The 14036-nt window shown below is 40.3% G+C and carries 15 protein-coding genes; 10 read left to right on the forward strand and 5 right to left on the reverse strand.

Features of this window, described 5'->3' with window-relative positions; genetic code table 11:
• Positions 1–106 precede the first annotated feature (106 nt).
• From arcB to mtgA, 3 genes are all read left to right on the forward strand, one after another.
• Entirely contained in the window at positions 107–2443 is a 2337-nt protein-coding gene (arcB, locus tag EHE21_RS02870; RefSeq protein WP_088493795.1) for an aerobic respiration two-component sensor histidine kinase ArcB, read from the forward strand.
• A 237-nt stretch (positions 2444–2680) separates the two neighbouring features.
• On the forward strand, positions 2681–3331 hold the full coding sequence (gene elbB, locus EHE21_RS02875; protein WP_194951789.1) for an isoprenoid biosynthesis glyoxalase ElbB: 651 nt from the start codon (positions 2681–2683) through the stop codon (positions 3329–3331).
• Positions 3332–3350: 19 nt separating this feature from the next.
• Positions 3351–4052 (forward strand): monofunctional biosynthetic peptidoglycan transglycosylase, encoded by a 702-nt coding sequence (mtgA, locus tag EHE21_RS02880; protein WP_194951790.1) that lies wholly within the window; start codon positions 3351–3353, stop codon positions 4050–4052.
• 2 nt (positions 4053–4054) lie between these two features.
• Here the strand turns inward: mtgA and EHE21_RS02885 are convergent, their stop codons facing one another.
• Positions 4055–4945 carry an AraC family transcriptional regulator gene (locus tag EHE21_RS02885; RefSeq protein WP_194951791.1) on the reverse strand — a complete coding sequence of 297 codons (891 nt, stop codon included), beginning with the start codon at positions 4943–4945 and terminating at the stop codon, positions 4055–4057.
• Positions 4946–5439: 494 nt separating this feature from the next.
• On the opposite strand from EHE21_RS02885, the gene EHE21_RS02890 reads away from it, so the two are divergent.
• The 7 genes from EHE21_RS02890 to ureG are packed head-to-tail and all read left to right on the forward strand — an operon-like array spanning position 5440 to position 10479.
• Entirely contained in the window at positions 5440–6276 is an 837-nt protein-coding gene (locus EHE21_RS02890) for an urease accessory protein UreD (protein WP_194951792.1), read from the forward strand.
• Between the two features lie 21 nt (positions 6277–6297).
• Positions 6298–6600 carry an urease subunit gamma gene (locus EHE21_RS02895; RefSeq protein WP_023582851.1) on the forward strand — a complete coding sequence of 101 codons (303 nt, stop codon included), beginning with the start codon at positions 6298–6300 and terminating at the stop codon, positions 6598–6600.
• A gap of 8 nt (positions 6601–6608) precedes the next feature.
• Positions 6609–6935, forward strand: coding sequence for an urease subunit beta (locus EHE21_RS02900; protein ID WP_088493790.1), 327 nt, complete (start codon positions 6609–6611; stop codon positions 6933–6935).
• Positions 6932–8635 (forward strand): urease subunit alpha, encoded by a 1704-nt coding sequence (ureC, locus tag EHE21_RS02905; RefSeq protein WP_194951793.1) that lies wholly within the window; start codon positions 6932–6934, stop codon positions 8633–8635. Before EHE21_RS02900 ends, ureC begins: the two co-directional genes overlap by 4 nt.
• Positions 8636–8661: 26 nt before the next feature.
• Entirely contained in the window at positions 8662–9162 is a 501-nt protein-coding gene (gene ureE / locus EHE21_RS02910) for an urease accessory protein UreE (RefSeq protein WP_194951794.1), read from the forward strand.
• A 24-nt stretch (positions 9163–9186) separates the two neighbouring features.
• The gene (locus tag EHE21_RS02915) at positions 9187–9852 is read left to right on the forward strand and encodes an urease accessory protein UreF (protein ID WP_194951795.1); all 666 of its coding nucleotides are present in this window, start codon (positions 9187–9189) and stop codon (positions 9850–9852) included.
• Positions 9853–9861: 9 nt separating this feature from the next.
• Positions 9862–10479 carry an urease accessory protein UreG gene (gene ureG, locus EHE21_RS02920; protein WP_006535303.1) on the forward strand — a complete coding sequence of 206 codons (618 nt, stop codon included), beginning with the start codon at positions 9862–9864 and terminating at the stop codon, positions 10477–10479.
• 110 nt (positions 10480–10589) lie between these two features.
• Here ureG and dolP read toward each other — a convergent pair whose 3' ends face one another.
• The 4 genes from dolP to EHE21_RS02940 form a co-directional block, all read right to left on the reverse strand.
• Positions 10590–11168: a division/outer membrane stress-associated lipid-binding lipoprotein gene (dolP, locus tag EHE21_RS02925; protein WP_036933029.1), complete on the reverse strand. Its 579-nt coding sequence runs from the start codon at positions 11166–11168 to the stop codon at positions 10590–10592.
• A gap of 9 nt (positions 11169–11177) precedes the next feature.
• Positions 11178–11768 carry a DnaA initiator-associating protein DiaA gene (gene diaA, locus EHE21_RS02930; RefSeq protein ID WP_088493786.1) on the reverse strand — a complete coding sequence of 197 codons (591 nt, stop codon included), beginning with the start codon at positions 11766–11768 and terminating at the stop codon, positions 11178–11180.
• A gap of 22 nt (positions 11769–11790) precedes the next feature.
• On the reverse strand, positions 11791–12168 hold the full coding sequence (locus EHE21_RS02935; RefSeq protein WP_194951796.1) for a YraN family protein: 378 nt from the start codon (positions 12166–12168) through the stop codon (positions 11791–11793).
• An 80-nt stretch (positions 12169–12248) separates the two neighbouring features.
• Complete coding sequence (locus tag EHE21_RS02940; protein ID WP_194951797.1) at positions 12249–14018, reverse strand: penicillin-binding protein activator; 1770 nt, start codon at positions 14016–14018, stop codon at positions 12249–12251.
• Between the last annotated feature and the right edge of the window lie 18 nt (positions 14019–14036).

Raw genomic sequence — 14036 nt, forward strand, 5'->3', positions numbered from 1 at the left:
AAAGTAATGAGAAATAACCACTCTTAGCAAGATTTCTGAATGTTCGCCACTGCGCCAATTCATTTTTGGGTTATCATTCCATAGATTCAATATATTGGAGTTTTCAATGAAATTGCTCAAAGGGCTTGCCCAATACTACGTTGACTTAATGATGAGGCTGGGGCTAATTCGCTTCTCATTATTGTTGGCTTCTGCATTAGTTGTTTTAGCGATGGTTGTTCAAATGGCGGTGACATTCTTGCTTGCAGGTGATGTTACCAGTATTGACCTTGTTCGCTCTATTTTCTTTGGGCTGATTATTACGCCTTGGGCTGTCTATTTTCTTTCTGTTGTGGTTGAACAACTTGAAGAGTCACGACGCCGTTTATCTCGTATGGTGGATAAACTGGGTGTAATGCGACAGCGCGACTTAGAGCTTAACTCTCAATTAAAAGAGAATATTGAGCAATTAAACTTGGAAATTCAAGAGCGCGAAAAAGTTGAAAAAGCGCACCTTGAACTACTCGAAAAACTAAAAAGCGAAATGAAGCGTCGTGAATTGACGCAAATCGAGCTTGAACAACAATCCTCACTTTTACGCTCATTCCTTGATGCCTCTCCTGACTTAGTTTATTACCGTAATGAAGATAATGAATTTTCAGGGTGTAACCGCGCGACAGAATTACTAACAGGTAAAAGCGAGAAGCAACTTATCGGTTTAACACCACTTGATGTGTATGACGAAGATATTGCGATAAAAGTGATGGAAACAGATGAGAAAGTCTTCCGTCATAATGTGTCACTCACTTATGAGCAGTGGTTAGTTTATCCTGATGGGCGCAAGGCTTGTTTTGAACTGCGCAAAGTGCCGTTTTATGATCGTATTGGTAAACGTCATGGCTTAATGGGCTTTGGACGTGACATTACAGAGCGTAAACGCTATCAAGACGCGTTAGAGAACGCGAGCCGTGATAAAACCACCTTTATCTCAACAATCAGCCACGAATTGCGTACACCGCTAAATGGTATTGTTGGATTAAGCCGTATCTTATTGGATACCGAGCTTTCGCCAGAACAACTCAATTACTTAAAAACTATCCATGTGAGTGCGATTACGTTAGGAAATATTTTTAATGACGTGATTGAAATGGATAAAATTGAGCGTAGAAAAATTCAGTTAGATAACCAGCCAATTGACTTTACTGAATTTATTTCTGATTTAGAAAATCTGTCTGGACTGTTAGTACAGCCAAAAGGATTGAAATTCACACTGGAAGCAGAAGAAACGCTACCGCATAAAATAACCTCTGATGGAACTCGATTACGCCAGATCTTATGGAACCTTATCGGTAATGCCGTGAAGTTTACCCAAGAAGGCGAAATCAAAGTGCGTATTTGGCAAGAAGCGCCAGATAAGTTGTTCTTTGAAGTGAAAGATAGCGGAATTGGTATTCCAAAAAGTGAGCTGGAGAAGATCTTTGCCATGTACTATCAAGTCAATGATAGTCAAGGTGGTCGTTCTGCAACGGGAACGGGTATCGGACTTGCCGTCTCAAAACGCCTAGCACAGCATATGGGCGGTGATATTCGTGTTGAGAGTGAGTTAGGTAAGGGTTCTACCTTTACTCTCTCTATCGTCGCTCCTGCGATTGAAGAGCATCACGATATCGAAAATGATGATGAGCTCTTATTACCAGCTTTAAATATTCTGCTTGTGGAAGATATTGAGCTCAACGTAATTGTTGCTTGCTCTGTTTTAGAAAAACTGGGTAATACCGTCGATGTAGCAATGACAGGGCAAGAAGCGTTATCGATGTTTAAGCCTGATGAATATGACTTAGTGCTATTAGATATTCAATTACCGGATATGACAGGATTCGATATTTCAAGAAAATTACGTCAAGAATTCGACAGTAATGAACTACCTCCTCTTATCGCTTTAACAGCAAATGTTTTGAAAGACAAAAAAGAGTATTTGGATGCGGGAATGAATGATGTGCTAAGTAAACCACTTTCTGTGGATGCACTTACCGCGATTATCAATAAATTCTGGGGTGATGGTGCGGTTTCTGTACCATGTAATGAGTCATCGGAATTGTTGAATAAAAATGAAGAATTATTAGATATAGACATGCTGAATCAATACATCGAACTTGTCGGACCTCAATTAATCACTGATGGTCTAGATGTTTTTGAAAAGATGATGCCAAGTTATATGTCAGTCCTTGAATCTAACCTAACGGCTCGTGACGAGAAGGGGATTTCTGAGGAAGGACATAAAATTAAAGGTGCAGCGGGTTCTATAGGTTTAAAACATTTACAGCAACTCGCTAAACAGATCCAATCATCAGAATTACCTGCTTGGTGGGACAATGTACAAGAGTGGGTAGATGAGCTAGAAAGAGATTGGAGAAAGGATGTGGAAAGTTTAAGAAACTGGTTATCAGACACTAGAAAAAAATAACCCCAACCGAAGGTTGGGGTGCGCGAATACTGCGCCAACACCAGGGAAACTTTTCTATCCGCTTTTTTTGATTCTCATTACATAGGCGAATAGGATGAAACTATTCCATACATCATACAAGCAACAAAATAGCAAAGATAAGTTTTTTTGTTACAAGAAACATTTAAATATGTGATGCCGATTGGTGTTTACACCTATAAATGGGTAACTAGTAATCTACTACAAACGGAGAAAGATATGAAATCAATTGCGGTAATTTTAAGTGGCTGTGGTGTGTTCGATGGGAGTGAAATCCATGAATCAGTGCTCACAATGCTTGCTTTAAGCCAAAATAATGCTGAGGTTCATTATTTTTCACCTAATGATTTACAACCAACTGTAATTAATCATATTACAGGGGAAGAAAAATCAGAAAAAAGGAATATGATGGAAGAATCTTCTCGTATTTCTCGTGGAAAAATATCCCCTTTATCAGAGGCAAAGGCTGAAAACTTTGATGCTGTCATTATTCCTGGTGGTTTTGGTGCGGCGAAGAATTTATGCAATTTCGCAACAAAAGGGAGTGACTGTGAAATTAACAAAGATCTCTTAAGATTTGTACAAGCGATGCATCAGCAAAATAAACCATTAGGGCTAATGTGTATTGCACCTGTAATGTTACCAAAAATGTTAAATTCTCCAGTAAAATTAACAATTGGAAATGACGCAGAAACAGCACATGCAATCGAAAAAATGGGTGGCGTCCATATAGATTGCCCTGTTGATGATATTGTTGTTGATGAAAAATATCGTGTTGTCACAACTCCTGCGTATATGCTTGCACAATCTATTGCACAAGCACAGGTAGGTATTGAGAAACTGGTTAAGAAAGTCCTTGAGATGGCATAAATAGTAGGTAAAACAGCAGATGGTACTGGTGAGAAAGTTAAAGAAACTATTAATTATTTTAATTGCTTTATGGCTGTTAACAGTTGTGCTGTTTTCTTTTTTACCAGTGCCTTTTTCTGCTGTTATGGTTCAAAGACAAATTTCTGCTTGGAGTGAGTTTGATTTCTCTTATGTGTCTCATTCCACTTGGGTAAGTGAAAAAGAGATAGCATCAGTGATGTATTTAGCCGTGATTGCTTCTGAAGATCAAAATTTTCCCAAACATTGGGGTTTTGATTTTGATGCTATTGAGAAAGTTTTCAAAAAAAATCATAACAACGGGAAAACATTACGTGGTGCATCGACGATTTCTCAGCAAACCGTCAAAAATCTCTTTTTATGGGATGGTCGTAGTTGGATAAGAAAAGGGCTTGAGACAGGAATGACGCCTGTTGTCGAACTTATTTGGTCAAAAAAACGTATTTTGACCGTGTACCTGAATATTGTTGAGTTTGGTGATGGGATCTTTGGTGTAGAGCAGGCTTCCCAACACTATTTTAGAAAGCCCGCGAAACAACTCACAAGTCATGAAGCTGCACTATTGGCCGCAGTATTACCTAATCCGCATATTTACCACGTAAATAAACCTTCTGCTTATACCCTAAAGCGGCAACAGTGGATCTTAAATCAGATGCGGCTAATGGGGGGAATTAGCTTCTTAAAGAAAAATAATTTGTCATAACTCTATAAGGTTTGAAATATCTTTCTATTAGGTTCAGCAATCTTCTCTGATAATTTTGTTATCGCAGAGGGATCGTTAGATTGACGAGACTGAATACGAAATTGTGAAGGCGTCATGCCATATTTACGTTTAAAAGCATCGCAAAAATAGGCATTACTGCCAAAACCACAGCGATGACTTATTTGAAAAACAGAGTAATTGGAAAATGTCAGGTAATTTAAAGCAATCCCCATTCTGACATCCAGTAATAGCTGGCAGAACGAGACACCTTCTTTACTTAAATGCCGACGTAACGTTGATGGCGTTGTAAAAAGCGTTTTAGCCACATCTTCTAAATGCCATTTTCTTTGCGGATCTTGCGTAATTAAATGTGTAATTGCCTGATTTTTAGGCTCATCATAGTTAAATCGGAAGATATTTAAAATATCGATACCTTCTTGATACACCGCCATCAAAATAAAAAATAAACATTGCTGCATAAACATGGTTTCTTGAGATGGAGAGCCATGTGGAAGTGGTAAGCACTGTTTTAAAATTCCAAAATTGCTTTTTATCACTTCAGGAGTCGATAAATGGTAAGCAGGAAGGTGGCTTGTTAGTGGTGAACTAGATTTAATTAAAGGCTTTAGTAAAGAGAAAACAGATTGAAGCTCTGTTTCACATAAAACAAGCGTGTGTAGTTCAATCGATTTATGCGTAAATTGGCTGACTATATCGCAAGAGATTTGACTGTATTTTGGAATAATAAGCGTTAAATGGCTAGATACATCAATAGTTTGCCCATTGATGCTAATCGTACCTTTTGCGCCACTAACCATCGCTATCATCGGGTTTTCGATGTAAAACGTTTTTAAAGACATTTGGTTAGAGGACAGGATGTGTTTGTATTCCATGATCTCCGATATACCGTAGGCAAGTTAAGCATTAATCTTGCTTAAATGGACAATACTCAAAATTAGCTCATTTGTTGTATAAACTGATAAGCCACGTCTAGAATAATAAATAGAGAGATTATTCTAATTTAAATTAGTGTTGTCATGCAAAGCAGAATGAGAGTGAAGCAGAATATAATCTTGTTGGTAAAATATGACAATATAGATATCTGCTCATTTTTTACATTTATTTTAAACAGTGTCATTTTTTCTAAATAAATTGTTATTTATTCAAAACGCATTTTTCGTAATAAGGTGTAGAATCGCGCGTCACAGGCGAAGGAGATTATCCTGTTCTTAGGATATCACTGTTTGTCTTTTATCCACACCCTATCCAACATTCATTAGCTTATTTTCTATTTGATTTTGAATGACTCAATCTTATGGATAGCGCTGTATGTATTCACGTATTTTCCTGATTTATTAATAATTTTGCCGAGTTGGCAGGAGTGAGTATGTCTGACTTTTCAGGGAAGGGTTGGCTTGCTGAAATCGTTTTACGTTATGAAGTAAAGCGCGAAATAACACGTCTTACAGAAAAGCGCCATATCGGCCCATTAATGGTTCAGCGTCCTTTTTATCCTGAGCAAGGTATTGCACACACTTATTTGCTTCATCCCCCAGGTGGTGTAGTCGGTGGCGATAAACTATTGATTAATATTGATGTGCAATCTCACGCACATGCATTGCTCACAACACCCGGAGCCACTAAATTTTACCGTAGTGCTGGCGGTGTTGCTCGGCAAGTTCAAACCTTAAAAGTGGCGGCTAATGGTTTTTTAGAGTGGTTACCTCAAGAAAATATCTTTTTTCCTGAAGCCCAAGTTCGCCTAGAAACGCATATTCATATTGCATCTACTGCCAGATTTATTGGTTGGGAAATCCAATGTTTTGGTCGCCCCGTTTTAAATGAATGGTTTGAAAATGGCAATGTAAAAGGGCGTTTAAATTTCTATATCGATGAAAAACTGACATTAACGGAGTCGCTTTTTGTCGATGGTTTACAAAAAAGATCGGCAGCCATGCGTGAGTTTCCGATGCTGGGATCACTTTATATTTATCCCGCAACGGACGAATTAAAAAGCCTTATTCAACAAAGTATCGAGGATTTCTCCACTTCTTACGATCATGTTATCGAATATGGTTTAACGGATGTAGACGGTATTTTAGTTTTACGGTTATTAGGCTCGCAAACAGAGCCGATGATGGCGTGTTTTGCTCAAGTTTGGCAAACCGTCAGACAACACTGGTTAGGGTATTGCCCTGAGCCGCCTCGTATATGGGCGACATAATCGTTAATTTTAGGAGCAGAAATGGAATTAACACCAAGAGAAAAAGATAAATTACTGCTTTTTACAGCGGGTCTTGTTGCTGAAAGACGTTTAGCGAAAGGGCTCAAGCTTAATTATCCTGAAGCGGTTGCACTTATCAGTTGCGCCATTATGGAAGGGGCGAGAGAGGGTAAAACTGTTGCCCAATTGATGAGTGAAGGGCGCACTGTTTTGACGGCGGAACAAGTCATGGAAGGTGTGCCAGAAATGATCAAAGACATCCAAGTGGAATGTACATTCCCTGATGGTACAAAACTTGTTTCTATTCATGATCCTATTGTGTAGGTAATAACATGATACCCGGTGAAATTAGAGTTAACCAAGCATTAGGCGATATCGAACTTAATGCAGGTCGAGAAACAAAAACAATACAGGTTGCCAATCATGGCGATAGACCCGTGCAAGTCGGCTCTCATTATCATTTTTATGAAGTGAATGAAGCGCTGAAATTTGAACGAGAAGGTACATTAGGTTTTCGTTTAAATATTCCAGCAGGCATGGCGGTTCGTTTTGAACCGGGTCAAAGCCGTACTGTTGAATTAGTGGCTTTTGCTGGAAAGCGTGAAATTTACGGCTTTCATGGCAAGGTGATGGGTAAATTGGAGAGTGAGAAAAAATGAAAACTATCTCACGTCAAGCTTATGCAGATATGTTTGGCCCAACAACGGGTGACCGTCTGCGATTAGCCGATACTGAGCTTTTTCTTGAAATTGAAAAAGACTTCACCACTTATGGCGAAGAGGTCAAGTTTGGTGGCGGTAAAGTTATTCGCGATGGCATGGGGCAAAGCCAAGTCGTCAATGCTGAATGTGTCGATGTGCTTATCACAAACGCCATTATTTTAGATCATTGGGGTATCGTAAAAGCAGATATCGGTATTAAAGATGGTCGCATTGTGGGTATCGGTAAAGCGGGTAATCCTGATGTTCAACCTAATGTAGATATCGTTGTGGGACCTGCCACAGAAGTAGTTGCGGGTGAAGGCAAAATTGTTACCGCGGGTGGCGTTGATACGCATATTCACTTTATCTGCCCTCAACAAGCACAAGAAGGTTTAGTGTCTGGTGTCACCACGTTTATTGGTGGTGGTACAGGACCCGTTGCAGGAACAAATGCAACCACAGTAACGCCGGGTATTTGGAACATGCATCGCATGTTAGAAGCCGTTGATGAATTGCCTATCAATGTGGGTTTATTCGGTAAAGGTTGTGTGAGTCAACCTGAAGCGGTTCGCGAGCAAATTGAAGCCGGTGCTATTGGTCTAAAAATTCACGAAGACTGGGGGGCAACACCGATGGCAATTCATAACTGCCTTAATGTTGCCGATGAAATGGATGTGCAAGTTGCTATTCACTCTGACACCTTAAATGAAGGTGGTTTCTACGAAGAAACTGTGAAAGCGATAGCAGGTCGTGTGATCCACGTTTTCCATACAGAAGGCGCAGGTGGTGGGCACGCACCTGACGTAATTAAGTCAGTTGGTGAGCCGAATATCCTGCCGGCTTCCACTAACCCAACAATGCCTTATACCATTAACACTGTCGATGAGCATCTTGATATGTTGATGGTTTGCCATCACCTTGATCCGTCTATTCCTGAAGATGTGGCTTTTGCTGAATCTCGTATTCGCCGCGAAACCATCGCAGCAGAAGATATCTTACATGATATGGGTGCTATTTCTGTTATGTCGTCAGACTCACAGGCAATGGGACGCGTAGGTGAAGTTATTCTTCGTACTTGGCAATGTGCGCACAAAATGAAATTACAGCGCGGCACATTAGAAGGTGATACCGCTGAAAGTGATAATCATCGCATTAAACGTTATGTGGCGAAATACACTATCAATCCTGCTTTAGCACATGGTATTGCACACGAAGTCGGCTCTATTGAGCAAGGGAAATTAGCGGATCTAGTTTTATGGGATCCGGCTTTCTTTGGTGTGAAACCAGCGTTGATCATGAAAGGTGGCATGGTGGCTTATGCGCCAATGGGTGATATTAATGCGGCTATTCCAACACCTCAGCCTGTGCATTATCGCCCAATGTATGCTTGCTTAGGTAAAGCGAAATATCAGACGTCGATGATCTTTATGTCGAAAGCGGGGATCGACGCGGGTGTACCTGAAAAACTGGGCTTAAAGAGCTTAATTGGTCGTGTTAAAGGTTGTCGTAACATCACTAAAGCTTCGATGATCCACAATAGTTATGTGCCTCATATCGAGCTTGATCCTCAAACCTATATTGTGAAAGCTGATGGTGTACCATTAGTGTGTGAACCTGCAACGCAATTACCAATGGCACAACGCTATTTCCTCTTTTGATTAGCGTTTTACCGAGAATGTAGAGAATGAAAAGATTTACTCAACTTATTGATAAACAAAAAGCACTTGAATTAGAAACGTCAGAAACACAAGCTCTTACTTTATGCTTAACGATGGATGAAAGAACCAAAAGTCGTTTAAAAGTGACGTTAAGTGATGGGCAAGAAGCAGGGCTATTTTTGCCTCGTGGTACGGTGCTAAAAGAGGGTGATATCTTACTGTCAGAAGATAATGCGCTAGTCACAATTGAAGCGGCAAAAGAGCAAGTTTCAACGGTATATAGTGACGATCCGCTATTGTTGGCTCGTGTTTGTTACCACTTAGGTAATCGTCATGTTCCATTACAAATCGAAGCGGGTTGGTGTCGTTATTTTCATGATCATGTTTTAGATGATATGGCGAGAGGTTTAGGTGCCAATGTGGTTGTGGAGTTAGAGAAATACCAACCTGAGCCGGGCGCTTATGGTGGATCGTCAGGTGGTCATCATCATCATCACTCTCATGACGATCATCACCATCATCACTAATTATTTGAACAAGGGAGCTTATTGATGCTTGCAGATCTGCGCTTATATCAATTAGTCAGTCCTTCTTTACCAGTGGGATCGTTTACTTATTCTCAAGGGTTAGAGTGGGCGATTGAAAAGGGCTGGGTTTGTTGTCCTCAAACATTAGCGGACTGGCTAAGTACCCAAATGGCCGGCACTTTAGCAACGTTAGAGCTCCCTATCTTACGGCGATTACAAGAAAATTTGGCTCAAGCCAAAATGAGTGAAGTGAAGTATTGGTGTGATTTTATTGTCGCAAGCCGTGAAACTAAAGAGTTGCGACAAGAAGAGCGCCAACGAGGTATTGCTTTTGCTCGTTTACTTCCTCAATTAGATATTGAGTTAGATGAAACCTTACAAGCTTGTGTAAAACAGACACAACTCATGGCATTTGCGTTAGCTGCCGTGAAATGGAATATTTCTGCTGAAAAGTTATGTTGTGCTTACGCTTGGGGTTGGCTTGAAAATACGGTGATGTCAGGAGTAAAACTGATCCCTTTAGGGCAAAGTGCAGGACAGAAAATATTGTTTACATTAGCAGAGCAGATCCCTGTAATTGTTGAGCAATCCGCACATTGGCCCACTGAAGATATTGGAAGTTTTACACCTGCACAAATTATTGCCAGTAGTCGCCATGAAACACAATACACTCGACTTTTTCGTTCATGAGAAATCTATATGCAAGAATATAATCAACCACTCCGTATTGGTGTTGGTGGCCCTGTTGGATCAGGAAAAACAGCACTGTTAGAAGTTCTTTGTAAAGCGATGCGTGACACCTATGAAATCGCGGTCGTGACTAATGATATTTATACTCAAGAAGATGCCAAGATCTTAACGCGTGCTGAGGCATTAGATGCGGATCGTATTATTGGTGTTGAAACAGGCGGTTGTCCTCATACTGCTATTCGTGAAGATGCATCAATGAACCTTGCCGCGGTTGAAGAATTAGCAATGCGCCACAAAAATCTTGATATCGTTTTTGTGGAAAGTGGTGGTGATAACTTAAGTGCGACATTTAGCCCAGAGCTTGCTGATTTAACCATTTATGTGATTGATGTGGCTGAAGGGGAAAAAATTCCACGTAAAGGTGGCCCCGGTATTACACACTCAGATCTATTAGTCATTAATAAAATCGATCTGGCACCTTATGTTGGCGCATCATTAGAAGTGATGGAAGCAGACACAGCAAGAATGCGTCCAGTGAAGCCTTATGTTTTCACAAATCTAAAAGAAAAAGTCGGCTTGGAAACTATTATCGATTTTATCATCGATAAAGGCATGCTAAGACGCTAATAGCTTGCTGAGTAAAGGCGAGTTTTAATCGAGAAAGAAACAGTCAGTATCGGTCATTTTATAAAGACCGATACTGTCAGGATAATATAAAAACGATATTAGTAATCAGATTAGTTAAGGTAGGTAAATGCAGTGGTTACTTTTACTACACCTTTGGTTTCACTGGCAATTTTTGCAACCGCGGCCCCTTCTTGGCGAGTCAAAATACCAAATAAGAACACTTCACCATTTTCAGTGATCACTTTTACAGAAGAAGATTTTACTGAATCACTGCCTAAAATCTGAGAGCGAACTTTGGTTGTTAACCATGTATCTGAAGATGCTGTACCTAATGTCACAGGCTCGCCTTGGCGCACTTCGTTGTAGACGTTATTTACGCCTTCAACCTTACTTGCAACTTGTTTTGCTGTATTCGCAACAGACATATCAGGGCTTTGACCGGTTAACAGGATATTGCCTTGATAAGCCGTAGCTACGATACGTGAATTGCTTTTCTTGATCTGTTCGTTTTTGTTTAGAGCACCAGAAACACGTGCTTCCAAAGTACCATCGTCAACTTGTTGCCCTAATGAGCGAGGATCGGTTGCAGTTTTACCCGCAACTGCGGCAGTGCCGACAACCGCTGCGCCGATACAACCTTGCAGTAAAAGTGCAGAACACAGCACTGCGGTGATAGGAAGCAATTTCATAGTAACTCCTTAGTCATCCTGATGTGGGAATAATGTATTATCAATTAAATCACAGAGACAATTGACTGTTAGCATCTGAACTTCCTGTATTCTGACGGTGCGTTGAGATGGAATACGAATTTCAACGTCTTGAGGGCCTAATAATCCGGCAAGCTCTCCGCCATCATAGCCTGTTAATGCAACAATGGTCATATCTCGTGTAACAGCGGCTTCAACGGCTTTAATAATACTTCTACTGTTACCGTGAGTTGAGATAGCAAGTAGCACATCTCCAGCTTGTCCTAATGCACGCACTTGTTTTGCATAGATTTCATCGTGCTGCTGATTCCCCATAATTGCAGTCATCACAACGCTATCTGTGTTTAACGATAATGCAGGTAAGCTTGGGCGCTCTGTTTCAAAACGATGGATCATGCTTGCGGCAAATCGCTGTGCTGTTGCTGCTGAGCTACCGTTTCCACAGCTTAATACTTTATGGCCGTTTAACAAAGATTGAACCATCATCATGGCGGCTCTGGAAATGGCATCTGGTAATGCTTCTGCTGCTGCAATTTGAGTTTGAATACTCTCTGTAAAGCAGACTTTGATTCTATCAAGCACGTTAAGACCTATATAATCTAATTTAACGAATAAATTCCGTATAATCGAGAATGTTTTTTAACCATATTAACTGGCGTTGATTAAATGCACAAATATCAAAACGACAGTCTGATGTCTCGATGCTTTCTTGGCGTTGTGCTAACCAATATTTTGCTGTACGCCATAAGCGACGCCGTTTTGAGGTGGTAATAGAGCTTATTGCATCACCAAATAAGATGTTACGTCTAAAACGAACCTCAACAAATACCCATGTCCTCTTTTCCTGCATAATAAGATCAATTTCTCCACAGGGAAATCGGACATTACGCTCAATCAATACTAATCCTTGTTGGCGCAAATATTTTAGCGCTTTTTGCTCATAGTATAGCCCTAAAAAATAAGGGCTTTTAGAAAAAATCATCCATGATTTCCTTCTTTATCTCACTCATAAAATAAACCGCCATTATGGCGGTTTATTTTAATGATAACTAAATGCGTGCATTACTGTGCAACAGGTTCAATCTTACCTTGTTTAAATTGCATCCAAGGAAGTTGTCTATAAACAGTACAGTTATTTTCAACACGTAATGAGCCTGAAATACCATTAAAACGCAATGTGCCTTTTGTCAGATCATTGTAATTGTTTGCTAATGACCATGCATCAATTCCCATAGCATAAAGACGCATTAATGAGTAATCGTTCGCAAATTTGCTTGATGCTTTTTGCATTAACGGCAAATTAGCTCCAGTCATCAATGGAATATCACTAAACTGAATACCATCCATTTCCATACGGAAATCAGGGCCTGTTCCACCTTGGTTACTGCGTGAACTCACATAAATTGGTGGACGTTTCTTGGTGCTGATTGCCATATCAATCATTGGCTTAATTAAGGTTAATTCATCGCTAGTCGCAATGATATAAACAGAATCAATGGCACCACCTGCTGATGGAATAGATTGAGTCTCTAATGGTAAAGGTGCATTAGCCGTTGGTAGAACAGGCGTACCTGTCATGCGAATACCTACACCGCGGTTGATAGAGGCTTTTAAGCTTTCAACAGAACTAAAAGTTTGTTGTAAAACGGTGCCACCACCAGTGCGTTGCCACTCATCAGCAAATGTTTGTGCCATTCTTTGACCAAATTTATTATCAGGAACAATAATTAATGGGTTTGATTTTTGTTGCTGACGTAAATGTTGTGCCGCATTACGGGTTTCATCTTCTGGTGAAAGAGAGAAGAAACAAACGGTTGTTGCTGAAGGAACACTGTCTAATTCATTTAATGCCAATACAGGTAAGCCACTTTGAAGCTCAATGGTCTTCATGACTTCAGGTTTTAGCAGAGGGCCGACAATTAAGTTAGCACCATCTTGCTGTACTTTTTTCAGTAAAACGTCGATAGATTGGCTATTGGTATCATAAACAATCACTTGGCGAGAGTTTTGCGCAACCGGATCTAAGCGTAATGTTGTATCACCAGAAAATGTTGAGCTCTCTTTTTCTTGATCTTGAGTCGCTGGCGTATTTTCTGTTGTTTCTTTTGCCGTATCTATTGTTGCTGTATCAGTTGTTGGTGTTTCAGTATTTTTGATACCTAATTCTTCTAAAATTGAATTAAGGCTATCGTCATTTTTAGGCGCTTGTGGCGCTGGCATTGCTTGAGGCTGTGGTAAACCACTTTGCGCATCAAGGAAGCCTTGACGAATAGCTTCACCAAAAACTTTTGCTTGCCCAGTTAAAGGCAACAATAATGCGATTTGGCTACTTGCACTCACAGAAGGCTGTGAAAGACGTAATAATGATGCTGGAAGTGTTAATGCAGCTGGATTACGAGGATAGCGAGTTTGCCACTCTCTGACCGCTGTTGATAACTTATCAGCATCGTCTTTGTTGTATTCATAGGTATTCAGTAAGTCTAACCAACCTTGCAGCGTATTTTCATCTGCTTTGATAACAACACCACGGCGTTGTTCTGGTGTAAGTTTGGTTAGAGTGAGCCATGTATCATCAATATTGTTCTGATGCAGTTGAGGATCAGTAATTAATGTTTCTAACCCAATATAGGCTCTAATAACATCTAAAGATGCCAGCCCTTGAGCGTCATCAATCACTTTTTGAAATTGTTTCATCTCCATTTCTGCTTTTGCAGCGGGAGTGAGAGGTTGTTCTTGTTGCCCCGTCAGGGTACAACCTGACATAATCAGCGCAGAGAGTATCGCAGTATAGGATAAACCTGTTTTAAAACGCACAAAAATTGAGGAAAGCATACTGTACCCAGTGATGTT

Origin of the sequence: Proteus sp. GOKU (genome assembly GCF_015475555.1) — a bacterium.
Taxonomy (GTDB): Bacteria; Pseudomonadota; Gammaproteobacteria; order Enterobacterales; family Enterobacteriaceae; genus Proteus; species Proteus mirabilis_B.

Excerpts from the sequence above, each read along its gene's own strand:
- ureE (WP_194951794.1), top strand. The coding sequence starts at position 8,662 with ATGAAAAGATTTACTCAACTTATTGATAAACAAAAAGCACTTGAATTA.
- EHE21_RS02890 (WP_194951792.1), top strand. The coding sequence starts at position 5,440 with ATGTCTGACTTTTCAGGGAAGGGTTGGCTTGCTGAAATCGTTTTACGT.
- EHE21_RS02940 (WP_194951797.1), bottom strand. The coding sequence starts at position 14,018 with ATGCTTTCCTCAATTTTTGTGCGTTTTAAAACAGGTTTATCCTATACT.
- EHE21_RS02900 (WP_088493790.1), top strand. The coding sequence starts at position 6,609 with ATGATACCCGGTGAAATTAGAGTTAACCAAGCATTAGGCGATATCGAA.
- arcB (WP_088493795.1), top strand. The coding sequence starts at position 107 with ATGAAATTGCTCAAAGGGCTTGCCCAATACTACGTTGACTTAATGATG.
- EHE21_RS02935 (WP_194951796.1), bottom strand. The coding sequence starts at position 12,168 with ATGATTTTTTCTAAAAGCCCTTATTTTTTAGGGCTATACTATGAGCAA.
- EHE21_RS02885 (WP_194951791.1), bottom strand. The coding sequence starts at position 4,945 with ATGGAATACAAACACATCCTGTCCTCTAACCAAATGTCTTTAAAAACG.
- elbB (WP_194951789.1), top strand. The coding sequence starts at position 2,681 with ATGAAATCAATTGCGGTAATTTTAAGTGGCTGTGGTGTGTTCGATGGG.
- ureC (WP_194951793.1), top strand. The coding sequence starts at position 6,932 with ATGAAAACTATCTCACGTCAAGCTTATGCAGATATGTTTGGCCCAACA.
- EHE21_RS02895 (WP_023582851.1), top strand. The coding sequence starts at position 6,298 with ATGGAATTAACACCAAGAGAAAAAGATAAATTACTGCTTTTTACAGCG.
- ureG (WP_006535303.1), top strand. The coding sequence starts at position 9,862 with ATGCAAGAATATAATCAACCACTCCGTATTGGTGTTGGTGGCCCTGTT.
- EHE21_RS02915 (WP_194951795.1), top strand. The coding sequence starts at position 9,187 with ATGCTTGCAGATCTGCGCTTATATCAATTAGTCAGTCCTTCTTTACCA.
- dolP (WP_036933029.1), bottom strand. The coding sequence starts at position 11,168 with ATGAAATTGCTTCCTATCACCGCAGTGCTGTGTTCTGCACTTTTACTG.
- mtgA (WP_194951790.1), top strand. The coding sequence starts at position 3,351 with ATGGTACTGGTGAGAAAGTTAAAGAAACTATTAATTATTTTAATTGCT.